The sequence below is a fragment of the Mucilaginibacter sp. genome, from assembly GCF_036568825.1.
Lineage (GTDB): Bacteria > Bacteroidota > Bacteroidia > Sphingobacteriales > Sphingobacteriaceae > Mucilaginibacter.
In genome coordinates this window covers 110,747-135,337 of record NZ_DATCRU010000056.1, presented here as the reverse complement: position 1 = coordinate 135,337, position 24,591 = coordinate 110,747, and the positions used below count along the sequence as shown (strand labels likewise).

At 42.3% G+C, this 24,591-nt stretch carries 18 protein-coding genes; 11 read left to right on the top strand and 7 right to left on the bottom strand.

The features are described 5' to 3' along the window. Nucleotides 1-94 precede the first annotated feature (94 nt). Nucleotides 95-499 carry a DoxX family protein gene (locus tag VIM89_RS11135; protein WP_488156223.1) on the top strand — a complete coding sequence of 135 codons (405 nt, stop codon included), beginning with the start codon at nt 95-97 and terminating at the stop codon, nt 497-499. 61 nt (nt 500-560) lie between these two features. On the opposite strand, the gene VIM89_RS11130 is transcribed toward VIM89_RS11135, so the two are convergent. The 4 genes from VIM89_RS11130 to VIM89_RS11115 all read right to left on the bottom strand — a co-directional run bounded on the left by VIM89_RS11130 (nt 561) and on the right by VIM89_RS11115 (nt 7,396). Continuing rightward, a complete protein-coding gene (locus tag VIM89_RS11130) occupies nt 561-1,517 on the bottom strand; it encodes a carboxypeptidase-like regulatory domain-containing protein (protein WP_488156222.1) in 957 nt (318 codons plus the stop codon). Between the two features lie 158 nt (nt 1,518-1,675). After that, the gene (locus tag VIM89_RS11125; protein WP_488156221.1) at nt 1,676-2,587 is read right to left on the bottom strand and encodes a BT_3987 domain-containing protein; all 912 of its coding nucleotides are present in this window, start codon (nt 2,585-2,587) and stop codon (nt 1,676-1,678) included. 18 nt (nt 2,588-2,605) lie between these two features. Continuing rightward, nucleotides 2,606-4,117 (bottom strand): SusD/RagB family nutrient-binding outer membrane lipoprotein, encoded by a 1,512-nt coding sequence (locus VIM89_RS11120; RefSeq protein ID WP_488156220.1) that lies wholly within the window; start codon nt 4,115-4,117, stop codon nt 2,606-2,608. Between the two features lie 18 nt (nt 4,118-4,135). After that, the gene (locus VIM89_RS11115) at nt 4,136-7,396 is read right to left on the bottom strand and encodes a SusC/RagA family TonB-linked outer membrane protein (protein ID WP_488156219.1); all 3,261 of its coding nucleotides are present in this window, start codon (nt 7,394-7,396) and stop codon (nt 4,136-4,138) included. A gap of 184 nt (nt 7,397-7,580) precedes the next feature. On the opposite strand from VIM89_RS11115, the gene VIM89_RS11110 reads away from it, so the two are divergent. The 4 genes from VIM89_RS11110 to VIM89_RS11095 all read left to right on the top strand — a co-directional run bounded on the left by VIM89_RS11110 (nt 7,581) and on the right by VIM89_RS11095 (nt 12,651). Then, entirely contained in the window at nt 7,581-7,919 is a 339-nt protein-coding gene (locus VIM89_RS11110) for a PadR family transcriptional regulator (RefSeq protein WP_488156218.1), read from the top strand. 17 nt (nt 7,920-7,936) lie between these two features. After that, complete coding sequence (locus VIM89_RS11105) at nt 7,937-9,598, top strand: PspC domain-containing protein (RefSeq protein ID WP_488156217.1); 1,662 nt, start codon at nt 7,937-7,939, stop codon at nt 9,596-9,598. Continuing rightward, nucleotides 9,595-9,822 (top strand): hypothetical protein, encoded by a 228-nt coding sequence (locus VIM89_RS11100; protein WP_488156216.1) that lies wholly within the window; start codon nt 9,595-9,597, stop codon nt 9,820-9,822. Before VIM89_RS11105 ends, VIM89_RS11100 begins: the two co-directional genes overlap by 4 nt. Nucleotides 9,823-10,200: 378 nt before the next feature. Then, a complete protein-coding gene (locus VIM89_RS11095; RefSeq protein ID WP_488156215.1) occupies nt 10,201-12,651 on the top strand; it encodes a TonB-dependent receptor domain-containing protein in 2,451 nt (816 codons plus the stop codon). A gap of 186 nt (nt 12,652-12,837) precedes the next feature. Here the strand turns inward: VIM89_RS11095 and VIM89_RS11090 are convergent, their stop codons facing one another. Next, nucleotides 12,838-15,339: a M14 family metallopeptidase gene (locus VIM89_RS11090; protein ID WP_488156214.1), complete on the bottom strand. Its 2,502-nt coding sequence runs from the start codon at nt 15,337-15,339 to the stop codon at nt 12,838-12,840. Nucleotides 15,340-15,456: 117 nt separating this feature from the next. Between VIM89_RS11090 and recQ the strand changes: the two genes are divergently transcribed. From recQ to VIM89_RS11075, 3 genes are all read left to right on the top strand, one after another. Next, nucleotides 15,457-17,628 (top strand): DNA helicase RecQ, encoded by a 2,172-nt coding sequence (gene recQ / locus VIM89_RS11085; protein ID WP_488156213.1) that lies wholly within the window; start codon nt 15,457-15,459, stop codon nt 17,626-17,628. A 107-nt stretch (nt 17,629-17,735) separates the two neighbouring features. Beyond that, nucleotides 17,736-19,058, top strand: a complete 1,323-nt coding sequence (locus VIM89_RS11080) for a UDP-N-acetylmuramoyl-tripeptide--D-alanyl-D-alanine ligase (RefSeq protein ID WP_488156212.1) — start codon at nt 17,736-17,738, stop codon at nt 19,056-19,058. Nucleotides 19,059-19,062: 4 nt separating this feature from the next. Beyond that, nucleotides 19,063-19,410, top strand: coding sequence for an MmcQ/YjbR family DNA-binding protein (locus VIM89_RS11075; protein WP_488156211.1), 348 nt, complete (start codon nt 19,063-19,065; stop codon nt 19,408-19,410). A gap of 109 nt (nt 19,411-19,519) precedes the next feature. Here VIM89_RS11075 and VIM89_RS11070 read toward each other — a convergent pair whose 3' ends face one another. Next, on the bottom strand, nt 19,520-20,659 hold the full coding sequence (locus VIM89_RS11070) for an NAD(P)/FAD-dependent oxidoreductase (RefSeq protein WP_488156210.1): 1,140 nt from the start codon (nt 20,657-20,659) through the stop codon (nt 19,520-19,522). 61 nt (nt 20,660-20,720) lie between these two features. Here VIM89_RS11070 and VIM89_RS11065 point away from each other — a divergent pair, with 61 nt between their 5' ends. After that, a complete protein-coding gene (locus VIM89_RS11065; RefSeq protein WP_488156209.1) occupies nt 20,721-21,440 on the top strand; it encodes a zinc metallopeptidase in 720 nt (239 codons plus the stop codon). A 126-nt stretch (nt 21,441-21,566) separates the two neighbouring features. Beyond that, nucleotides 21,567-21,803 (top strand): hypothetical protein, encoded by a 237-nt coding sequence (locus VIM89_RS11060; protein WP_488156208.1) that lies wholly within the window; start codon nt 21,567-21,569, stop codon nt 21,801-21,803. On the opposite strand, the gene VIM89_RS11055 is transcribed toward VIM89_RS11060, so the two are convergent. Further along, nucleotides 21,804-23,255 (bottom strand): aminotransferase-like domain-containing protein, encoded by a 1,452-nt coding sequence (locus tag VIM89_RS11055; protein WP_488156207.1) that lies wholly within the window; start codon nt 23,253-23,255, stop codon nt 21,804-21,806. It lies immediately after the preceding gene. A gap of 95 nt (nt 23,256-23,350) precedes the next feature. Here VIM89_RS11055 and VIM89_RS11050 point away from each other — a divergent pair, with 95 nt between their 5' ends. After that, nucleotides 23,351-24,568, top strand: coding sequence for an aminotransferase class V-fold PLP-dependent enzyme (locus VIM89_RS11050; protein WP_488156206.1), 1,218 nt, complete (start codon nt 23,351-23,353; stop codon nt 24,566-24,568). The last annotated feature ends 23 nt before the right edge of the window (nt 24,569-24,591 follow it).

Genomic DNA, 24,591 nt, shown 5'->3' with positions numbered 1-24,591 from the left:
ATATTAATTAAGTATCTATCAACACTGATTATTAGATTTGATCTGGTAAGTATTCAACAATTCACTAAATCACTCATTCTATAATTAAAAACGAATGGCACTTTTCAGCAATTTAGGTAATTACAGAAATTTTGGCCTATTAATCATCCGCCTGGGTCTGGGTATTATGTTCATTTATCATGGTTTTCCCAAACTGCAGGGTGGCGTAAAAACATGGGAAATGGTCGGCGGGGCTACCAGTGAGGTAGGAATACACTTCTGGCCCGTAGTATGGGGCCTCTTATGTGCGTTAACTGAAACTGTAGGTGGATTTTTACTGATTATCGGTCTTGCTTTCAGACCAGTTTGTTTATTACTGTTAATCAATCTTATTGTTGCTGCGTTGTCCGGCTATCATCACGGCGGCCTGATGGATGCATCACATGCCATTGAAGACGCTATCATGTTTGCCGGGTTATTATTTGTGGGACCAGGAAGATATAGCGCAGATAAAAAGTAGAATTAACATAAAAGGCTTGGGCATTAGTCGCTCAAGCCTTCCGTCTTACTGATTTGCCTTATTATTGATTCAAAGTTTCACCTAATTTACCCAGGTAAGCATCATTTATATCACCTGAATTTGACGAAATAAACTTATTCACTTTATCGGCATCCTGCGGAAACGCATCTTTTATACCTTTTTTCTTCAATGCAAACTTCTTCGTTTGGTTTGATGCCACATCCATTACATAGTAATCGGCATCGTCAACGTACTCATCATAATCGTTTCCATGTGATACCACACCGTTATTTACAAAGTCCGATTTAATGAATTTTGTCTTTATAACCTTCAGTATCTTATATTTTTTACCTGAAGCTAATACCTGCACATAGTGCGCCGGGTCGATAGACGGCTCTTTACCAAACACATATTGCACATCTTTATCACTATATAAGGTAAATGATTTGATCTTATCAAAACTTAATTGTGCAACATTATTTCCATCAGCAGTGGACAATACAATTGCTGACATTTTATCGTAATCATAAATTGTTCCAGGCGTATGGATCAAATTACCATCTGCGTCGATCAAAAACCCGTGGGCAAAATTATCCAGCAAATACCGGTTGCCGTGAACATTTCCCTGCATATGTCCGGGTGCAATTACACCACCCGTGCCCATGGTGGAATTATCTGTTTTATCAGTTCCAGAGCCCTTTGTATTCAATGTTACATTGTCTACATCCTTTGAGCCATCACCCGCTAGTACTATTTGCACATTTGGCGCTGCTGTTGCCTCGCCTACTTTGTACCCGGAACGCTGGAGTTTGAGTTTAGCACCAGCGCTTACGCCGATATTAAAACTTCCCAAAGAGTCTGTAAATGTGGCAACCTTAGCCGCATCATCAGTAATGTACACATAATGCAAGGGATTGCCTTTGTCATCCTTTACATTGCCTGATATTGTGCTACTTTGTGCTTTTACAAAAACGGAAGCCGTCATCAACAGCATGCTTATCATTGTTACTTTTTTCATGTGATTGGATTTGGATAACTAATATAGCTTTTTACAAAAAACCCAACAACTTAATTTACCATGTGCAACTAACAATGATGTTACACTAAATAAGGCGGGCATAAAAAAAGCCATCCGCTGGCTAGCGGACGGCTTTGATATAAATCATTAAATGCAAATTATTGCTTGGTGTATTTATCAAGGTTTATCCTTGCCCCGCTTCCACCTAAAACTCCATAGGTTAAACCGTTTTGGAATAGGGTAAGCATCTCCGCATAGGTATAACTTTGTCCAGGTGTATATCCTACAATAGACGGTGGAACTGTTACCTGTATACCGGCATTGCCAAGTTTGGTTACATCATCAGAATTGATCGATATCTGCAAATCAGAGTAATGTGCATTTGGATATGTACCGCTTTCAGTGTAACTAACTACATACCTGATGTCTCCTGTATAATAACCACCGGCTACCTCAAACTGCGTAGGCGAATCAGGGAAGAAAGTCGCAGTTTGTCCTGTAAAATCACCTCCGGATGGAGTTCTGATAAAGTCATGTGTATAATTACCAGAGAAGTCGTTACCAATTACGTGGAAATAGTGGATACCCATATTGCCGCTGATTGTGTAAGGTGAGCTGGCAATTTTTATAGGCAGCATATAACTCTTGGTAGGGTCAAGCTTGCTTTTATAAATAGTAACCGATACAATAGCAGTAGTCTGCCCTGCAGGAATAGTTACGCTTGTTTGAGTGAACGAAAAAGCGTCCGCAGGGAACGGCAGGTATGTTACCAAACCACCGTTTGCATTATACTTGTCAATAATTGTGTTATCTAAAGCAAGTGTAATTTTTGTTTCTGTTGTAGGTGGGGTTTTTGAAGCCACCGTAACGGCAAATTGCCGTGTAATGGTATCCACTGGATCAGTGAATGCATCCGGCCCGAAGAAAGACTGTCCGCCCAGGTTAAAATAGGTCACAGGCGCTGAGTTTCCCACATCAATACCATGAGTATTGTCTTTCAGGCATGAGCTCAACGAGAGCATAACTGCCGAAAGGACCAGTGTCGTTATTAAATATATTCTCTTTTTCATGTCTCTTTTAATTTAAAATTATTTGGCCCAAAATATTTTTGAACTTAAAGGATTGATAGCACCTTCTTTGGCTACAGCCCCGGCATTGGTACTCAGTTCGCTTGTCGGGTATAATAACCTTGTAGGCAAATTGGTTCCTATAGCAGCAGGGTCTACAGATGTTGGCAAATTAGGAATGCCTGTTCTTCTGTAATCGTTATAAGCTTCAAAGTTTGACCAACCATTTAAAGCAGCCCATTTTTGTGTAAGTATGGCAGTAATCTTATTACCAGATACAGCGAAGTTTACATTGTCAATTGACTGTCCATAGTAAGCCTGTGCCTGAGCAACAGTAAGGCCCAACGAAGTAAATGAATCTTCGATACCCGCATTGTAAGCTGCCTCTGCAGAAGCAAATCCAGCCTGGGCAGGAGTTAAAATACCTCTTTGTATAGCTTCTGCTAATAAAAAGTCAGCTTCTGATGCCGTCATCAATACTGCGTCCTGTGTAGCGCTTTGCAATAAGCCAGGGCCAATAGCACTGGTGCCAGGGTTTTGCGCGTTGTGCAATATATCGCCAAATACGTTTCCTTGCACCTGTTTAGTTGCAGTAGTGGGTGCATAAAATGCAGTTAAACGCGGATCATTTGTGTTTTTGTAGAAAGCCACCCCGTAAGCATTTGCTCTGTAGTAGTTATTATTACCTGTAGGGTTGCCATTGATGTCAAATCCAAAAGAACCATAGAAAGGGCTTTCCTGGCTAAATCCTGCTGTTGAATTGGTTTGAACATAACCAGGGTTCGCCATCGCTCCTGTTCCTCCGCCAAGATAACCCGTAGAAGTAGTCGCTGCAAGAGCTGTAACCAAAGGATCACTTGCACTTTTTAAATAAACACGAAGAGCAAGGCGTAATTTTAAGGTATTAGCAAAAGCTGCCCACGCTACCATTTCGTTATCTCCGTATGCACCAAAAACAATGTCATAAGCCGCAGGGCTTGCTGCACTGGCACCACCATTAGGGCCGATCAAAGTTATTGCAGCATCCAATTGTTTACCCAAATCTTCGTAAATATCTGAACCTTTATCGTAAGCAGGGGTCAGATTTTTGATATTAAACGCCTGGCTATATGGCACATCGTTAAAATTATCAACCAATTGCTGGAAATCATATACCTTCATGATCATCGCAATCGCACGATAATTAGCATTACTTGGGTCAGAGCTAATTTGCTGTAAGTTGTTCCAGTTAGCTAAGTTAGCATACAAGTCTGTCCACACACCTGTATAGCTTCCTGTAGTAAGCTGGTACTCGTTAATTGCAGGATTCGGCACATAGTTACCGGATGTAGTCCAATAACCTGCCCAAACACCGTATTCCGGATAATCAGTTGCGTAAACTGCTGCGGCCGTTTTTTCCGCCGAAGGTAGCGCCAGTGAAGGCACCGTTACCGAAGGCTGGTTGGGGTTATTTTCCAGGCTCAGGTAGTCTTTTTTACAACCGGCTATTCCGACTGTCAAAAGCGCTGTTATAAGTGAAATATATCTTTTCATTGCTATTTTTTAATTTAATTAGAATGTTACCTTCAGGTTACCACCAAATATACGTGTGCCTGGCAACTGCCCATTATCGTTCACACCTCTTGAGTTGCTGTTTGCACCTGCATTAGAGAACTCAGGGTCAGTATACTGGTTAGTTTTTGGAAGCCACATAAACAAGTTACGACCGGTTAACCCAACTGCTAAGCCTTTAACAAACTTGCTGTTTTTGATGAACTGATTCAGGTTGAAGTTCAGGTCAACTTCTCTCAGTTTCCAGAATGCGCCGCTTGTTACAAACGGATAGTTGGTTCCGCTGAAAGCAGATGTCTGCCAGAAACCGTAGTTACCGTTCTGAACATTCACATTAGTATTTTTAACATATACACCCGGCGAAGTTTGAATAACTGAGTTCGGGAATATAAACGACTGACGGCCTGCTGATGCAGAGTAAGCACTTGAGCCTGCAAAAGTCAAGGTCTGGCCAATGCTGTTATATACTACGTCGCCACCGCGATATTCAGCTACAGCGCTTAAGCTTACGAATTTATAGCTAACAGTAGCATTTAAACCTAAGTTATATTTAGGTGAAGTTCTGCCGTAGTCTACCAGTGTAGAGCTATTGGTTGATGGATAACCAGTGTTTGCATCAACTACTACATGTCCTTGCGGATCGCGTACAAAGTCGGTTCCTCTCAACATTGGGAAAGGTTTACCAACCTCAGCATACAATAATCCTGAACCACCTGGTAACTGGAATGAATTAACACCCGGAGCCAATGAAACTACTTTAGAGTTGTTGATGGATAAGTTACCACCGAGAGTTAAGCCAACTTTATTTTTAGCCTGGGTTAAAGGTTGTAAAGTCAATGACATTTCATAACCCTGAGACTGAACCTGGCCAATGTTAGTTAAGTCTGTTTGATAACCAGTAGCTGCCGAAATACTTACCGGTACAGTTTGGTTACGGTCATTCTGGTTATAGTAAGTAAAGCCAACGTTGATACGGTTGTCCAGGAAGGCCAACTCAGTACCCAACTCAAGCTCAGTTGTTAACTCTGGTTTTAAACCCGGGCTATATAATCCTGTGCTCAATTGGTAACCACCAAGTGTACCATAAGGGAAGCCGGTACCTACCGTGTATATATTATTGATCTCATATGGAGCGATGTCGATGTTACCTACACGGCTTAATGAACCGTAGAACTTGGCATAGCTTAATATTTTATTATCCTTTAAAGCAGAAAATAACTGAGTCGGGATAAAGGAGATTTTTCCTGAAGGATAGCTAAATGAACGCTGAGCTTCTGAAAGCCTTGAGTCATGCTCATTTCTTAGGGTACCTTCTAAAGTAAGGAAGTCTTTATAGCTGATGCTCAGATCGCCAAAGTAAGATATCTGGCGGATCATGTAAGAAGCCTCGCTGGAAGTAACGCTACCACCTGCAGAATTGATGTTATAGAAATCTTTGATCAACAGGTTGTTCGCATAGGTTTCCATATTCTTTTGATTTTCCTGCCAGATGGTATTACCTACTATCAAACTGGTTTTGAAATCTTTAAAGAAAGTATGGTGTAAATCGATGATCGCATCTCCCTGGATACGACCGTAACCACCGGCACCACCGCCATTTGAAGTACCGTCACCATATTGGTAATAATCCAATACAGCACCTGGTGCACGAAGCGTGGTTGCAAATCCTGAAGGTACGTTACCAGCACCCAGCGGGTCATCTGCAGCATATTGTGAGAAGTCAGCTTCTGCACGAGTGTAACGTTCCTGGTCGATACCAAAGTTATCTGATAAACGATAGCTGATGTCAATCCATTTAGCAGGAGATAATTTCAGGTTTACTGAAGACAATAACTGATCGCGCGTTACATTTCTTCTCGCATTGTTAATGATCCAATACGGGTTAATAGAGTAAGCACTGTAATAGTTATTTACGTTAGCGATATCTGAATTCGGGTCAGAGTAAGCTTTAATGTTCAGGAATGCGGGCAACTGCAATATAGAAGCATATAAGTCTGCATAACCTGCGTTGGTTACGTAGCTACCACCGAAACCGAATGGGTTGTCAGTGTTAACGTAAGTACTGAAGGTAGTCCTGGTATATCCGATAGAGTAATCAATAGAGAACATACCAAAAGTTCTTTTACCGCGTGCGCTGAATGCATTTTTAAAGCTCTTATCAAGAGGAACTACTGTAGTTCTGTATGCATTTTGTGCAGAGAAGAAGAATGAGTTGTTAGCATCACCCGACTGGATCGAAATATCATTCTGTTCAGTTATACCTGTTTTAAAGAATGCTTTAATAGGGCTTACCGGGTAAGCTTTGTAGGGAACCATCAGCTGAGTACCACCGGCGCTGTCAAGTGGTGCGCCCAATGGAACTATTGAACCATCATAAGCAGGTCCGTATTGCTGGTTCTCGTAAGGTGTATACTTTGAAAAGTTAGTGATCGGATCCAAATAACCAGTTGAAACCGGCTCACCACCGTAAGGACCGTAAGTGGTTTGCAGTTTTGGATAGAAGTTAACACTTTCAGCCTGTACTGAGTTTTGGTAAGTAATTACCGGTTTACCATTGCTTGTTCCTCTTTTGGTTGTGATCAGGATCGCACCGTTAGAAGCTTCAGAACCATAAAGTGCAGCAGAACCCGCACCTTTCAGAATGGTTACATCAGCAATGTCATTCGGGTTGATAGCTGATAAAGTACCACCGGGAACCGGCACACCGTCCACAACAATCAGGGCGTTGTTATTACCCTCAAGTGAGCGGTTACCACGCAGCTGAACCTGGATAGTCGGGTCGATACCGTTATCCAGTGAGTACACAGCCAAACCTGCAACTTTGGCGGTCAAACCGTTTGCAACGTTAGTTACGTTGGTTTGGGTCAGGTCTTTAGATGTAACCTGAGATACCGCATAACCCAGTTCAGATTTAGAGTGCCTGATACCAAGGGATGTTGTTACAACAACCTCACCTAATGTTGCACTCGCCGCTGTTAAGGATACATTAATTGTTGCCTGTGAGCCAACAGGAACTTGTTGAGTGGTGTATCCCACAAAGGAAATCACCAGAGTGGCTCCGCTCGGTACGCTTAAGGTAAATTTACCGGCTGTGTTGGTCTGGGTACCTATCTGGGTTCCCTTCACCTTTACTGTTGCTCCCGGAACGGGCAGGCCATCCTCTTTGGCCGTAACCGTACCAGTAATCGTACGGTTTTGTGCAAAAACTTGCGTTACGCATAACACCAGAAAGCACAAACTTACTAGTAGAAGTTTTTTCATTTCGTTAATAATAAGATCAGTTAATAGTTAATTAAAGCTAAAAGTAGTATTAGATTATTAAAAAGTCAAATAATTTATTTCAAAAACCTGAAAATTTTTTAAAAAAGCGAGTTTTTGAGAAAGTTTTTAATAATTTTAGTACTATGTATTGCATAATACAATTTAAAACATATATCTTTGTTGTATGATTGTTGAAAATACACAAACCCAGATGAGGAAGGGTGTTTTGGAATATTGCATTCTTTCCACCATAGCAAAGGGCGAAATATATGCTTCGGATATCATAGCCGAATTAAAGAAAGCCCAGTTGCTCGTAGTTGAGGGGACTTTGTATCCTCTCCTAACCCGTTTAAAGAATAATGGACTCCTCAGCTACAACTGGGTCGAGTCGACATCCGGACCGCCGAGAAAATATTACGTCTTATCAGACGAAGGCAGAAAAGTGCTGGAACAGCTCGATAAAACCTGGCAGGAACTGGCCTACGCGGTACAAACATCTATCGGAGACAGGAAAGTAAAATAATTAAGCAAACCAAGATCATGAACAAAACAATTATCATCAATATAAATGGCATCGTTTTTCATATAGAAGAAGATGCATACGAAGTATTAAAGAATTACATGACGGATGTAAAACGTCATTTTATGAATTCGGACGACAGCCTGGAGATCACTACCGATATCGAAAACCGCATAGCCGAGATGTTTAATGAGCTACTGGCCAATGAGAACAAACAGGTTATTGTTGAGCAGGATGTGAAATCGGTCATTGAACAAATGGGTACCGTTGCTGATTTCGAAAAATCGGAACAGGATACTGAGCCATCATTTACCAGCACCTATTATAATAGTGGCACAACCCGCCGTTTGTTCCGCGATCCGGACGACCATCTGATAGCCGGGGTATGCTCAGGCATAGCCAATTACTTTGACATGGATGTGGTTTGGATCCGTTTGGCTTTTGCGTTGATCGTATTGGCCGGTGGAACAGGTATTATACTATATATTATATTATGGATAGTAATCCCTAAAGCCGTTACCCGCGCCGACAGGATGGTGATGAAAGGTGAAAAGCTCAACCTGCAGGGTTTCAAAAAAAACTTTGAAGAGGAAATGGGCTCGATGCGCCACAACTTTTCAAACTTCAAGCACGAAGCCAAACCATTTGTTTACAAAACACGCGATTTTATAGGTGACTTCTTTTATCACCTGGGTACTTTCTTCAATGGTGCAGGTAAAGTCCTTCTAAAATTGATCGGTTTATTTATCCTGCTATGCTGTTTCAGTGCATTAGTATTCTTTATAGTAGCATTTGTAGCGTTGCTTGGATTTGGTGAGTTTGCTCCATTTCATGATATGCCTTATGGCTTATTGAGACACCATCACGCTGAATACATTTATACAGCCGGTTTTATTGTTATTACCGTACCATTGGTGAGTATTATACTCCTTACATTAAAAGGTATATTCAACACTGGTTCAATCAGCAAATCTGCAGGCACAACCATATTGGTTATCTGGTTATTTGCCATTGCTGTATTCGTATATGATATTACAAGGATTGCCGCCGACTTTAGCACTTCCGCAAGTTACAGTGAGACCATTAATTTGAAACCAGTTAAAAACAATACTTATTATCTAAAGCTGAACGATCTTAAATATTTTACTGCCGAGGACAGCGCGCGATTAAACATAAAAGGCCTGGCGCCTAATATGACGATTACTGATGACGATAATAATGATTTTGACCATTATCATCAGCGTGTGAATTTGAATATTGAAAAAAGTGACATCGATCAACCGGTACTGGTAGAATCGTATCATGCAAGGGGAAGAACTTATGAAGCAGCTTTAAGCAATTCGCGCAACATTAAATACATATATATGCAGCAGGATAGTTTAATAAAGTTTGATGAACGCTTTTATCCAAAGAATGAGGACCTGTGGCACGATGAGGAAGTTTCACTCACATTAAAGCTTCCTATGAATGCTAAAATCATTATAGACCGTGAGTTGAGCAACATAGCTAATATAAATGTTTATGACTGCAACGAGCTCAACAAGCGCGACGGAAACAGGTTGAACGATGCTACCTTTATAATGACCGACAACGGACTACAATGCAAGGTGGATACATTAATAACCGATACTGTTATAAATAAACATCTTTCGACCGATAGCATTAATAAGCTAAAAAAATGAAACCGGTAAACAGATACATAAGCCTGCTATTGATATGCGGGCTTATGTTGCCTTTATGTGATAAGTATACCTATAATAATGTAGGTACAAAAAATAATGCACCTGTGTGCCAGGAAAAAATACAATCGATAAAGGAATCGGATTGCGAAGCTAACCGGGGCGGCTTCTCCTTCTTTAAAGACATTATATCCAATATCGCACCTATTCTAAAAAACTTTAAGTGACCGTTCACCGACGAAAACAGGCTGTTCACCTATGCTAATATCACCTTTCACGGAAAAAGCTAAAATTGCATGTAACCTTCGCGGGGGTTGTTGCATCTTACTATAAAAATAAACAAAACACGGGCGACTACCAGCCAGAACCCATTTTTTGAGGATTTTCAAAAAAAGAGGAATGCTCTTTAATGGGATAGGTATTGCCTGAAATTTAGAACTACAAAACACACCATCTATGCAAATGAACTATTAACACCCTGTTACCTGCCCAAAATTTCGGTTAGATAACCGGTAAGCTGAAACTAAAATTTATTAACCTTTTAAAAAAGAGGGGTAACCCTCTACTGGAAATTATTTGCCCCAACTTTTACAAAACACAATATCATGAAAACACTTATCCATAAAATATATCTTACCCTGGTGCTCCTGATAGCAACGATGGGAGCCGCGCTTGCACAAAGTTCGGGACCATCGGCAAATGTCAGCGGGTCATTATCAGATGAGCAGGGCAAACCAATGATGTATGCCACTGCAAGCCTATTAAATGCACAGGACTCAACTATAGTAAAAGGCGCCATCAGTAATGAACAGGGCGTATATACTTTCGATCATATTAAACAAGGCCGTTATGTTATTAAAGCCACAACCGTTGGGTATCAGAAAGCTATTAGCCAACCTATCACTGTGGCGGCTAACGGATCGGTTACCGTACCGGAGCTAAAAATGCAGCCCAGCGCACACAGTTTGAATACGGTTAATGTAACAGCCGCAAAACCTTTAATAGAAAGGAAAATAGATCGTACTGTAGTGAACGTAGCCAACAGTCCGCTTGCTGCAGGCAACTCGGCTATGGATATTTTGGAAAGAGCGCCCGGGGTTAGTATTGACAAGGACGATAACATCAGCCTTAAAGGCAAGCAAGGTGTAACTGTAATGATCAATGATAAGCTGACTTATTTAACAGCAGCACAATTAGCCACCCTTTTACGTTCTACCGATGGCAATACGATTGAGTCGATAGAGATCATTACCAATCCATCTGCAAAATACGATGCTGCCGGTAATTCAGGTATTATCAATATCAAACTAAAAAAGAACAAACAAACCGGAACTAACGGTAGCCTTACCCTCGGAACAGCTTATGGCGCTTACTGGAAGGATAACGAAACTTTGCAGTTAAATCACAAAGAAGGGAATTTGAATGTATTCGGCACATTTAGTCATAACGATAACAAACGCCTGCAGAACATCGACATTAAACGTATTATTACGGATACTACAGGAAAACAAACCTACTTTAATCAGTTCAGCCCGTTGATCAGCAATAATCATAACAATAGCTATCGTTTTGGTGTTGATTACGATCTGTCGTCCAAAAACACCATCGGCTTTGTGATCAATGGTTATTTTGATAACGAAGATGATAGTAATAATAACCGTACATATATAGGTAAGAACTTTACCACTGTCGATTCATCATTGCGTACACTTACAGGTATTCATCAAACTTATAACAACTTTGCTGTTAACCTGAATGATACCTATAAAATAGATACCGCCGGTCAGCAGATCAGTGCCGACCTGGATTATTCAAGGTTCAGAAATAATTCAAACGCACAATATGTAACCGATTTCTATCTGGCCGATGGTAGTTTACAGCATCCACAAGCATTTTTGGGTAACCTGACACCATCAAATATCGATATCCATACTGCCAAGGTGGATTATGCTAAGCCTCTTACCAAATCAGTAAAGCTGGAAGCAGGCTTTAAATACAGTGATGTAAAAACAGATAATAACCTGCAGCAAACTACTGTTCAGGGCGCACAGGACACCAGCGTTAATCACTTTGTATATGACGAAAAAATAACAGCAGGATATTTGAATTTAAACAAGCAATTTAAAAATACTTCTATTCAGGCTGGTTTACGTGCTGAATATACACAGTCAAATGCGGTTGGCGATTCGATGAATGTTGTACAGCGTATCCCAAGAAATTATCTTAATTTCTTCCCAAGTGTATTTATTAACCATACCATTAATGATAAGAATGAGTTCAGCCTGTCATACAGCCGTCGTATCGATCGTCCGCAATATGATAACCTGAATCCATTTACCTATCATTTGGATCCATATACCTATCAGAAAGGTAATCCATACCTGAGACCGCAGTATACCAACAATTTTGAGTTGAACTATACCTATAATAAGAGCATTACTTTAACATTAGGATATAGCCGCACAACCGATGTAATAACCGAAGTACCCGGAACTGATCCAGCTACAAAAATTGCATTTGTAACACAGCAAAACCTGCAGGTGCAAAATAACTACAGCGCAAATCTGTATGCACCATATACCATCACCAAATGGTGGGAAGGCAATCTGAATGCAACAGCTTTTTACCTGGGCTTTAAATCAAACAACCTGGAAGGAAGCAACCTGGACAAAGGCCAGACAGCTTACCAGGTGAGGGCTACAGAAACATTTACACCACTGGCTGGATATAAATTGGAAATAACAGGGAATTACCAATCAGCATTGACTTACGGGTTATTCTATGTAAAACCGCAATATTCTGTTGACGCGGGTATAAGCCACTCGTTCGCCAACAAGAAAGCTAACATCAAACTTTCTACCAGCGATATATTTAATACACGCCGTAATGATGTAACCAGCAACTATGGTTCAAATGATTTGGATATCCGTCAGAAACGCGAATCGAGAATAACCCGACTAACATTTACTTACAACTTCGGCAGCACCAAAATAAGAGCCCGCGAACACCAGAGCGGTGCAGATGATCTTAACGGAAGAGTGAAGGGGAATAATTAAGTTGGCAGTTTACAGTTTGCAGTTGGCACCCGTTTCTAAATACAGCCGACTGCAAACGCCAACTAATCAAGTTTGCAGTGGGCGGTTGGCATCATTACAAATGACAAACTCACTCAACTGCACACTGCTAACTAATAACTGCAAACTTCCTCGACTGCTATCTGCAAACTGTCAACTGCAAACTGATCACTGTCCTACCATAAATACCGCATTACTAAATAATAGCTTACCGTTTTGCCAAAAGCTGCGGAAAAGCGGATCATCCACCAGGTAAACTACTGAACCGCGTCCGTTTGATTGAACCCCGAATAATAGTCCATCTTTCAACTTCGCCTTAGCTTTTTGACCGACAAAGCCTTCCACATAAGCATTCTTCTTAATGGTGCCTACATTCCAACCGTCATCGCCCAGGTAGTTATACAATACATCATTCAGTTTTAGTGTGAAATAATATTTCTGCAGCCCGAATCCAAGCGGATGGGTGTTATCCATGTCAACCTTATATATAGCTCCCGGCACATTTGATTTGATCGCATCATGATCCCTGTCGGCATAAACTTTTACCAGGTTATCTTTGTTCTTTGAGCTGGTATCATGCTTATCGATTATGCTTTTTATTGAAAACCCTTTTTTATCGGCAAGCATCGAAACAGTATTTTCCATCGCGATGAGCTTACCGCCATCGTGCACCCAGCTTTGCAGCCTTTCAACCGGCAGGTCATCATAATAGCCATCAGGAAATATGATCACATCAAAATCATTGATGCGTTCGCGGTTCAAGTCGTGATATTTTACAACTGTGAGAGGGTAATTAATTTGCTGATCAAAAAAATGCCATATCTCACCCATTGCTTCCGATGAACTTCCTTCCCCTGATATCAGCAACACTTTTGGCGGGTGTAGCGATTTGATAACACTCGAGCCCAGATCGGCACCTTTATCTACAAAGCCTGATTTTAATACTGATAAAGTCACATGGCAATTTTTGGCTGAAGCAATCACCTTATCATCAAAATCACCCACATTATTTCCCGCTCTTGAAATTATTAATGAACCTGGCGTAAATTTTTGTCCACTGGCTTCAAACTGTGCTTGTGAACAACGAACTTTTATACCTTTCTTATACAGTTCAGCCAAAAACTTTACCTCGTAAACCGACTGCCATGGCGCAACATAAGCATAGGCCTCTCCTTTAGTAACACCCGGGGCTGTTGCTTCTGCTGCAGATTTTGATTCTTCGGGTTTTATAGATTCTTTCAACCCATACGCTTTTAAGCCATAAGCATAAGGTAACGACCATGCCGTGATATCATAGGTATTGGAGTCGGCTAAGAAGGTCCTTGGCTCAAGCAATACATTTAATAATACCGCTTTGGGTTGATAAGCATTGATCACCAGGTCATGCGGGTCAATAGACAACTCCACCATCTTACCATTCAGATAATCAAACCCTACTGCCGAATGTTTATTGGTATGCCCGTATTTGATACCATTATTATGTAACAACTCGGCCAGCATAGCCAGGTTGTCCGCATTATCATTTTTGATGATATAAGTTTTATACTCACCCGGCGGGTTCGCCCGATTGTTATCGTAATATTTCCTGAACTCCGTCAACGCTCTTGATGCATTAGCCGAAACGATTTCAACCGTACTCAAACTGTTTGAAAGATGGTGCGTAATGCGGTCAGCTAATGTCAAAGTATCTCCGCTTCTGGTAGCTATAGCCAAACCAGCCCCGATACCGCCCTGCTCATAGGTCATACCGATGGAACCATTATATATAGGATAAGTATCACCATAGGAAGGGTAAAGCAGGTCGAATTCCTCCTTGGTAAAATACATCCAGCCATTCTGGTCAAAATACTTAGCATTGTTCTTCCCTATGATGGTCTGAAATTCCCTTTGCCATGGAGTAATATCTTTATGAAAAGGCTCGGCTGCCGGCGCGAAATAATATGGCGCATTGTAACCTTGTTCATGAAAATCTACATGCACTTGTGGCAGCCATTCGTTATAAAGTGCTACCCGGGCTTTGGTTTCTTTTTGCGTTTGCCATGCCCAGTCACGGTTCAGGTCAAAATAATAATGATTTACCCTACCGCCCGGCCATGGTTCGGAATGCTCGCGCGAAGTTGGGTCGGCATTTGGAGTAGCGCCCTTTACCGAGTTATAATAATTAATGTATCGTTCGCGGCCATCCGGGTTAAGACAAGGGTCGATCACCACTACTGTATTTTTAAACCAGGGCTGGGTACGTTTATTAGCCGGATTAGCCAGTTCATAAAGCGCTTGCATTGCCGCTTCGCTCGAGCTGGGCTCGTTACCATGCACATTATAACTCAGCCAAACGATTACCGGTGCATTACTTAAAGAAGTGTTGCTGCTGCTAAGCCCTGCAAGTGATAAATTATGCTGCCGGATTTCTTCCAGCCTTCCTATGTTTTCATCCGAAGCGATGAACATTGCTAATAATGGGCGTCCTTCGTTGGTTGTTCCGTATTGCTGCAGTTTTACATTTTGGGAAACCGAAGCCACATATCTGAAATATTCGGCAATGCGAAAATGGGGTGTGAACTGGGAACCCAGCTTATATCCTAAAAATTCAGATGGTGATTGCAGCTCCTGTGCAAAAGCAATACAACCGAGGCAAAGGCAAAGCAGTGATAAAGAAATCTTTTTTAACATATTGAGAAAGACTAAGCTAAAAATAAAAAATCAATTTATTATTTGTTATATCAATTTTGCTAATTATCTTAGCAATTAATTAACCTAATCCTTTTCACATTAAATCTGCAACTTTGCATGCACAGCACAACAATGACACCTACACAGGCACTGCAAAAATATTTCGGTTATAGTGAGTTCAGACATCAGCAGGAGGCCATCATTCAACATATATTAAACGATCAGGATGTTTTAGCGCTAATGCCTACGGGTGGAGGAAAATCCTTATGTTACCAGTTGCCGGCTGTATTAATGGACGGCCTTACCATAGTGATCTCGCCCTTGATCGCACTGATGAAGGACCAGGTAGACAGCCTGAACCTAAACGGCATACCAGCCGCTTTTCTGAATTCGACACAATCGCCCGATGAACAGCAACGGATAACAGATCAGCTTAAAAAAGGCAATATAAAACTGCTTTATCTTGCACCGGAGCGTTTGTTTGGGCAGGGAAGCAACCTGATCAGTTTCCTGAAATCATTGCCGGTTTGCCTGATTGCCATTGATGAAGCACACTGTATTTCACACTGGGGTCACGATTTTAGACCCGAATATTTGATGCTGGCCGGACTGAAAAATGAATTTCCTAAAATACCGGTCATCGCACTCACTGCTACTGCCGATAAGCTGACCCGCAAGGATATTCTTGAAAAATTAAACCTGAGGAATCCTGCCGAATTCGTATCATCGTTCAACCGGGCCAATATCACCTATCGGATCGTACCAAAGAAGAATAGCTTTAATCAGCTGCTTGCTTTTTTGGATGAAAGGAAAGAGGACTCCGGTATTATATACTGCCTTTCAAGAAAATCAACGGAAGAGCTCGCTGCCGATCTGAAAAATGAGGGATTTGCAGCAGAAGCCTACCACGCAGGTATGGACAATGCCGACAAGGCACGTAATCAAGAAGCTTTTTTGAAGGATGAAGTAAAGATCATCGTGGCGACCATCGCCTTCGGCATGGGTATCAATAAATCGAACGTTCGGTATGTGGTGCATGTGGATCTGCCTAAAAACATAGAAGGCTATTACCAGGAAACCGGCAGAGCAGGGCGTGACGGGTTGCCATCTGATGCGCTATTATTATACTCTTACGGAGACGCTAATAAACTGCAGCGTTTTGCCCGCGTAGAAGGGAACGAGGAACAAAGCGCAATCATGCTGAAAAAGCTGGATGATATGGTGAAATATTGCCAGTTGCAAACTTGTCGCCGGCAATACTTGATGCACTATTTTGATGAGTCTTTTCCGGATAATTGCGGCTCCTGTGATATCTGCCTGAGCGAATATCAAAAATTTGATGCAACATTAATCGCTCAGAAAGCGCTTTCGGCAGTTGCGCGGTTAAAAGAGCGCTTTGGCAATACCTATGTGATTGATTTCCTGAGAGGCTCCAAAAGAGAAAAGATTTGGGAAGAGCATAAACAGCTAAAAACTTACGGCATTGGTGCTGATATCAGCCGCACCGATTGGTTCCGCTACCTGCGTGAGTTGGTTGCTTTAGGATATCTGCAGGTTACCGCCGATGCATATCCTGTGTTAAAGCTAACCGATAAAAGCGAGGCTGTTTTAAAAGGACAGCAAAAAGTTGAATTGATTGCCTCACAAACTACCGAAGAAAGAACAGCAGAAGTTATTCCATATGAAGGCGGCTTATTGCAAGAATTAAAAATGACACGCAGAGATATTGCTGCAAGTCAAAATGTTCCGCCATATATGATCCTTTCGGACGTTGCTTTAATCGAAATGGCCACTTATCTGCCACAGACATTGGATGAATTACGGTTGATATCCGGTTTTGGCGACATAAAACTGGCAAGGTATGGGCGGGAGTTCCTGGTTCCTGTTAAGAACTATTGCGTTAAGAATGGACTGGCATCGCGGATTAAGCAAAAATCCACCAAACGCGTACAGAAAGCCGGACACGAAAGAACAAATAACAGGCTGCGTTCTTCTGATACTAAAATAGAAACATTTACTTTGTATCGTTCAGGTAAAACTATACAGGAGATCGCCGCAGAACGCGGACTTGCGACTACAACAATTGAAGGGCATTTGAGTTATTTTGTTCAAACAGGCGAGATCAACGTACTGGAATTTGTAAAGGAAGAAAAAATACCAGCTATTAAAGACGCGGTTGAAAGCTATGGATATGAAAGATTGTCGCCTCTTAAAGAGGTACTAGGTGATAATTATAGCTATGGTGAGATCAGAGCAGTGATTGGATGGATGAACAGGAACACTAATTAAAAAGGGTGTCACACTGAGGCACTCGAAGTGTGAGCGTAAAGGCCTTAGCCGTATGCTTCGAGTGCCTCAGCATGACACTGCGCACAAATAATACGTAATGCCGAATTATGACTACTGCAGATCTATATAAAATCTTTCAGAAACACCCTGTCATCAGCACAGACACCCGTAAAATAGCTCCCGGAAGCTTGTTTTTTGCTTTGAAAGGTGAAAAATTTGATGCCAATACTTTTGCCGAACAGGCCATTGCGTCAGGTGCGGCTTATGCGGTGATCGATAACCCGGAGTATCAGAAGGGTGATCAATATTTATTGGTTGAGGATGTTTTAGCTGCACTGCAAGACTTGGCAAGATATCATCGCCACCAACTAACCATTCCAGTGATCGGCCTAACAGGCACCAACGGTAAAACCACCACCAAAGAGCTGATCAACGCAGTTTTATCACAGTACTTTAATACCTATGCTACACAAGGCAATTTGAATAATCATATTGGGGTGCCACTTACCATACTTTCAATCAATGCCTCGCATGAGGCAGCAGTGATCGAAATGGGGGCCAATCATCAGAAGGAGATTGAATTGTTGTGTACTATCTCTCAACCTTCTCATGGGTTGATTACCAATGTCGGCAAAGCTCATTTAGAAGGTTTTGGTGGAGTGGAGGGGGTAAAAAAAGGCAAAGGCGAATTATACGATTATCTGAAAACATCTGGTGGCATAACCTTTGTCAATGGAGATAGCGACGACTTGATGGCTATGCAACAGGCAAGGGCGTTACAAAATGTGGTTTTGTATGGAATAAATAATCCTAAGGCTTTAGTCAGCGGTGAGCTGATAGAAAATTCACCTTATCTCACTTTGCAGTGGACCAACAACGCAACAGGTGAAAACTATGTAGTAAAATCACAATTAACCGGCGCATATAACCTGGATAATATTCTGGCAGCGATCTGTATTGGCGTCTATTTTAAGTTAAGTGCAGAAGTGATCAATGAGGGCATCAGCGGTTATCAGCCTAAAAACAACCGGTCACAGATCACCCAAACAGCTACCAATACGCTGATATGCGACTATTACAATGCCAACCCGAGCAGCATGGCTGTAGCTATCGAGAACCTGGGAAAAATCGAAGCCAAGCATAAAGTACTGGTTTTAGGCGATATGTTCGAGATGGGACAGGAATCAGCTGCCGAGCATGCAGCCATTATTAAAAAAGCGATGGAAGCGCCTGTGAATGAACGCATTTTTATTGGCGGGGGGTTCGCTGGTCAGAAGTCAGCAGTCGAAAGTCAGAAGTCGGGAGTAATATTTTATAAAACGGCTGAAGATGCAATTGAAGGGTTGAAAGCTAATCCCATAAGAAACGCAACCGTGCTGATCAAAGGCTCACGTGGAATGGCTTTAGAACGATTGGTGGAATTATTTTAGGCCTATGTCCGATCCTTTCATATACCTGCAATTTATCCGCCAGTTCATGGCAACTTTGCCGGGAACATCGGAAGGGATATGTTATGGAACGCCAGGCTTTTATGTTCAGAAAAAACTGCTGGCCCGCTTATGGGAAAATGGTATGGTGTTAGTCGTTCACACCGAAGACCGGGATAAATGGATGCATACTGATCCGGAAATCTATTTTATTACAGATCATTACCGTAATTATCCTTATGTGCTTGTTAAGCTCGATAAAGTCGATCCTGAAGAATTGAAAAAACTGCTGACTGATTCCTGGCTGCAGCGGGCGTCGAAGACGTTGGTGAAGGAATATCGGAGTCGGGGTTAATCCCTAATTTGTCATGTTGAACGATAGTGAAACGTCTTCTTCGCCATGCTCTTCGACTTGCTAATCGCAGAAGATCCCTCGCTGCGCAATCGGGATGACAAAAAGGTAATTATTTTTTTAATGCTAAACTCGCCACTTCCTCTCCCACCAAACTACCCATAGCCACACCCATACCATTGCACCTTACCGCGCAGAAAACATTAGGCTGTACTTCCTGTATGATCGGGTTAATATCTTCGCCAAAACCCATGATACCACTCCACCAGTAATCTACTTCAGTATTTTGGCCAGGTAATATCACCTCATTCAGGTAGGCCATCAATTGGTCTTTCACTCGTTGGGTATGCCCAAAATCCCAGGTCCGCTCTTTTTTGAAATCGATATTCCGGCCGCCACCGAACAGGACACGGCCATCGATATTGCGGAAATAATAGTAGCCTTCATCAAAATGAAAAGTGCCTTTTATCTTCAACCCCGAAATGGGTTTAGTTACCAGTACCTGTCCCCTGCCAGGAACAACATCCAAATTAGGAAACAGCTGTGCCGCAAAAGCATTAGTCGCCAGTATTACTTTATCGGTTTTCAGGTCGCCATTTGACGTTTTCAATCTTACATAGCCATCTTCATGTTCAATGGCTTCCACATTGCATTGGTTCAACACCAAAACTCCCTGATCATACACCTTACTGAGCAGCGTGCGCATCATTTTGCCGGTATGAATCTGCCCTTCGTAGGGATTATAGATCATCCTGTGCACTTTATTAAACCCGAACTCCGCTATTTTGACATCGGCCACTGAATAAATGTCAGCATGGCCAATCACCTGCTTCAGCAAATTGTTAAAGTATGTTAAATGGTCGAGGCTCTCTTGTGCCAGGTTCTCTTCATGCTCCATAAACAATTCAGAGCCGCCATATTGCAGGTAATCGATATTTTTATCCCCCAGGTTTTCACGTAATCGCTGCAGGCCCCGCCACTTGTAGTCTACCAGGCGCAGCACTTCTTCTTCTGATGATCGTTTTAAGTAAGAAAGCTGCTCAGAAAGTGAGCCAAAACAGGCAAAACCGGCATTTTTGGTACTTGCACCGCTGGGTAGGAAACCACGCTCTAAAACAGTAACCTTTAGGTTCGGCTGCTGCCTCTTTAGATGCAATGCTGCACTCAAACCCACTATGCCGCTACCGATGATGATCACATCCGCATGATCTACAAAAGCCGTCCGCTCCCAGTACGAAAATGATGGTTCCACGCTCAAATTTAAAAATTCAAGTGGAATACTTTTTGAAATACCCTTTGTAAATAACACGAACATGAATCATTTATCATTTATAATAGGATACAACTCGGCGTGGCTGCTCATGATCATTGTGGCCGTGGTCAGCTTTATAGTGCAGTGGCGTTTTAAGAGCAAGTTTAATCAGTATGCCGAGATCGGCCTGCTATCCGGCATGACCGGACAAGAAGTTGCCGAGCGCATGCTGAAGGATAATAATATTTACGATGTGCAGGTAATCTCTGTCGAAGGGCAGCTAACCGACCACTATAACCCGGCAGATAAAACCGTTAATCTTAGCCCTGATGTATATTACAGTCGTAGTGTTGCCGCAGCAGCCGTTGCAGCCCACGAGTGCGGGCACGCTGTTCAACATGCAAAAGCATATGCCTGGTTAAGTTTGCGTTCTGCATTGGTGCCTGTAATTAATATCGCATCTACCTTAACTCAGTGGACTTTGTTCATCGGCGTGATGTTGCTTTTCTTTACCCATAATCCATTTGTTTTGGCTATTGGTGTTGCTGCATTGGCATTGGTAACACTGTTCAGTTTCATTACTCTGCCGGTGGAATTTGATGCCAGCAGGCGGGCCTTGTTGTGGCTGAATAATAACTATAACGTGATGCAAACCCGCGAGGAGCACGATCAAGCCAAAGATGCTCTTTGGTGGGCAGCCATGACTTACGTGGTTGCTGCGTTAAGCTCGCTGGCAACGTTGCTTTATTATGCTTCTTTTCTGTTCAACAGGAGAAACTAATTGAATCGTCAGTCCGAAGTTTTGAGCCTTTTCTAAAACAGAAGAGGCTTTTTTATTTATGAGAAAAAATAAACAGTATGTTGCCGAAAGTGTTGTAATTTTATTTTGAACAAAAATACTACGACTATGATCAATCCCGATGATAAATTACCTGTTGACGATTTTGATAATTCGGAAACAGATGACCAACTGAGCCAGCAGGATGTACATTCCAATGGCCTTAATGAAGAGTTTGACTCTGCGAACGAGGATAGTGCGCCGCCTATTGACCTGTTACGCCAGGCAGGTGATGCTTCTGAAGCATCGTTTACTCTGGATGTCGACAGAGGTTATGCTCCTAAGTCAAAAGAGAAGAAAGGCTGATCAGGGTTTATCCTCCAGGTCTTTTATCAGCTGCCCTAAAAGACGGATGCTTTGTTCCATGCGTTCGTCGTAGGTTAGGCCGAAGCTTATTCGCATAAAATTGGTAAAGCGCGAATCGGTGCTGAATATCTGCCCCGGCGCAATGCTGATGTTTTGCTCTATTGCCGACTGGTAAAGCTCAAAAGCGTTTATCTTTTTATTCAGCTCTATCCATAGCGCGTAACCGCCCTGCGGCCTGCTGATCTTAGTATCAGCCGGAAAATGCGTTGCAATAGCCTGCATATAACGTAAGCTTTGCGTGTGCAATGCCTTGCGAAGATTGCGCATATGAAGATCGTATCTACCCGTTTCGAAAAAATGTGCAATAGCTGCCTGTGTAGGTGTAGCCGAGCTGATGGTATGCATCATTTTTATATTGATGATCTGTTCTTTAAACCTTCCCGGTATACACCATCCCACTCTGTAGCCCGGCGCCAGGGATTTGGAAACCGATGAACACAACATCACCCAGCCTTCTTTGTCATAACTTTTACAGGTGCGGGGCCGGCTTTTACCGAAATAGATCTCGCCATAAATATCGTCCTCAATTAAAGGTGTCTGTCGTTTGGTAATCAGATCGACCAACTGCTTTTTGCGATCATCAGGCATGCAACTGCCTACCGGGTTACTGAAATTGGTCACGAACAAACATGCTTTGATATTTACCTTATCCATCGCCCGTTCCAGGTAATCGATATCGACACCAGTTTCAGGATGAACAGGTATTTCCAGCACATTCAGGTCGAGGCTAAGCATCACATTAAAAATACCGAAGTAAGTAGGGCTTTCAATCGCCACAGTATCGCCGGGTTTAGTAAGTGCCCGCAGGCAAAATACCAACGCCTCTAAACAGCCCTGCGTAGTTACCACATCATCTTCGGTGATCTGTCCGCCCCAGTTAAATGCATTTTTTGCCACCTGCCTGCGCAGCGAAATATTGCCCTGCACATTCTCATAGTTCACATTTCCGTACGGGCTCTCGCGCATCGCCTCCGTCATAGATTTATTGAGTCTTGCGAGCGGTATTAAATTTACCGAAGGTGATGAAGCCGATAGACGCAGCACATTTTCTTTAGACATGTTCGCATTTACCATCGCGATCATCTGGCTCACGCTGGCTTGCTCTATTTTTTTCAGGGGTGGATTGACCTCCGGCACTTTTACAAACCTTGATGGCGAGAATTTCACATAATAGCCAGACTTAGTGCGAGCTTCAATCATGCCCATATTTTCCAGTTCGGCGTAGGCTTTATAGGCCGTGCTTATGCTGATACCCTGCTGTCGACTTAATGATCGCACAGAGGGCAGCTTATCGCCTGTTTTCAACAGGTTTTGTTTGATCTGTTTTTCAATGCGCCCGACAATCTGGTCGTATAGAAACACATTATCAGCCTCCGTTGTTATCTTTTTCATCAATCTGTTATGGCCAAAAATAATAATTCTGTATCTGTTTTGTCATTGATTTATGTTTTTACTTTGTATTAATAATTTAAAACCGGGACATGAACATGGAATCATTGAGAATAACAGATCTGGAAATACAGCAATTCCGGGCTGAGACCAAAGGCACGGCGCAACGAATCCACTTTAATAACGCAGGCGCATCGCTGCCACCTGATGTTGTGGTGCAAACCATGACCGATTATTTAAACGAAGAGGCAACTTTTGGTGGTTATGAAACTGAGGCCAAATATCACGCACAGTTAGAAAACACTTATGCGCTGATTGCCCAACTGATCAATGCTGATGCCGATGAGGTAGCCATAGTTGAAAATGCGAGCACCGGCTGGCACATCGCTTTTAACGGGATCGATTTTAAAAAGGGCGATGTGGTTATCACTTCTGAAATGGAATATGTGACCAATCTGCTTGGATTTTTAAATGCACAAAAACGATTTGGTGTCGAAGTAAAAGTAATCCCGAACGATGAAAAGGGTAATTTTTCGCTTCAGGCATTGGAAGAAGCTATAACTCCTCAAACCAAATTGATCGCTGTTACTGAAATTGCCTCGACAACAGGCGGGACGATACCAATAATTGAGATCGGCAAAATAGCCCGCAGGCATAACATACTATACCTGGTAGATGCCTGCCAGAGCGCCGGGCATGTACCGATCGACGTAAAGCAGATTGGGTGCGACATGCTGTCGGTAACCGGGCGTAAATACCTGAGGGCACCACGGGGCACCGGATTTTTATATGTGCGGAAAGAGGTTCAGGACCAGATCAAACCGATATTTATGGATAACCATGCTACCGATTGGGTTGGCTTGGATGACTATCAGCTAAGAAGTGATGCCAGGAGATACGAGTTGTATGAAAAGAACCGCGCACTTACATTCGGTTTAGGAAAAGCTATTGAATATGCCTTGAATATCGGTTTGGACAGGATTTGGGATCGGATCCAATATTTATCAGCATTACTTCGTGCGCAGCTTGCGCAAATTGATGGAGTAATCGTACATGATTTTGGAGACAGGCAATGCGGGATAGTGACTTTCTCTGTAGAAGGCTTTGATGCTGCGACTATAAAGTTACGCCTCGCCGAAGATCGTATCAATGTAACTGTCGCGAAAGCGGTATCAGCATTAATATTTATGGAGAAAAACCATTTGAAAAGCGTTGTCCGGGCGTCTATTCATTATTACAATACGGAGGAAGAGATACAAGTTCTCTGCAAATCATTAGAAGCCATAATAAGATCAGTTATAGCCAAAGCTGTCTGATAATGACAGCGAAAGGTAGGTTG

Bases quoted from the DNA above. Each gene is read 5' to 3' on its own strand.
- VIM89_RS11135 (WP_488156223.1), top strand. From the start codon at position 95: ATGGCACTTTTCAGCAATTTAGGTAATTACAGAAATTTTGGCCTATTA.
- VIM89_RS11130 (WP_488156222.1), bottom strand. From the start codon at position 1,517: ATGAAAAAAGTAACAATGATAAGCATGCTGTTGATGACGGCTTCCGTT.
- VIM89_RS11125 (WP_488156221.1), bottom strand. From the start codon at position 2,587: ATGAAAAAGAGAATATATTTAATAACGACACTGGTCCTTTCGGCAGTT.
- VIM89_RS11120 (WP_488156220.1), bottom strand. From the start codon at position 4,117: ATGAAAAGATATATTTCACTTATAACAGCGCTTTTGACAGTCGGAATA.
- VIM89_RS11115 (WP_488156219.1), bottom strand. From the start codon at position 7,396: ATGAAAAAACTTCTACTAGTAAGTTTGTGCTTTCTGGTGTTATGCGTA.
- VIM89_RS11110 (WP_488156218.1), top strand. From the start codon at position 7,581: ATGATTGTTGAAAATACACAAACCCAGATGAGGAAGGGTGTTTTGGAA.
- VIM89_RS11105 (WP_488156217.1), top strand. From the start codon at position 7,937: ATGAACAAAACAATTATCATCAATATAAATGGCATCGTTTTTCATATA.
- VIM89_RS11100 (WP_488156216.1), top strand. From the start codon at position 9,595: ATGAAACCGGTAAACAGATACATAAGCCTGCTATTGATATGCGGGCTT.
- VIM89_RS11095 (WP_488156215.1), top strand. From the start codon at position 10,201: ATGAAAACACTTATCCATAAAATATATCTTACCCTGGTGCTCCTGATA.
- VIM89_RS11090 (WP_488156214.1), bottom strand. From the start codon at position 15,339: ATGTTAAAAAAGATTTCTTTATCACTGCTTTGCCTTTGCCTCGGTTGT.
- recQ (WP_488156213.1), top strand. From the start codon at position 15,457: ATGCACAGCACAACAATGACACCTACACAGGCACTGCAAAAATATTTC.
- VIM89_RS11080 (WP_488156212.1), top strand. From the start codon at position 17,736: ATGACTACTGCAGATCTATATAAAATCTTTCAGAAACACCCTGTCATC.
- VIM89_RS11075 (WP_488156211.1), top strand. From the start codon at position 19,063: ATGTCCGATCCTTTCATATACCTGCAATTTATCCGCCAGTTCATGGCA.
- VIM89_RS11065 (WP_488156209.1), top strand. From the start codon at position 20,721: ATGAATCATTTATCATTTATAATAGGATACAACTCGGCGTGGCTGCTC.
- VIM89_RS11060 (WP_488156208.1), top strand. From the start codon at position 21,567: ATGATCAATCCCGATGATAAATTACCTGTTGACGATTTTGATAATTCG.
- VIM89_RS11055 (WP_488156207.1), bottom strand. From the start codon at position 23,255: ATGAAAAAGATAACAACGGAGGCTGATAATGTGTTTCTATACGACCAG.
- VIM89_RS11050 (WP_488156206.1), top strand. From the start codon at position 23,351: ATGGAATCATTGAGAATAACAGATCTGGAAATACAGCAATTCCGGGCT.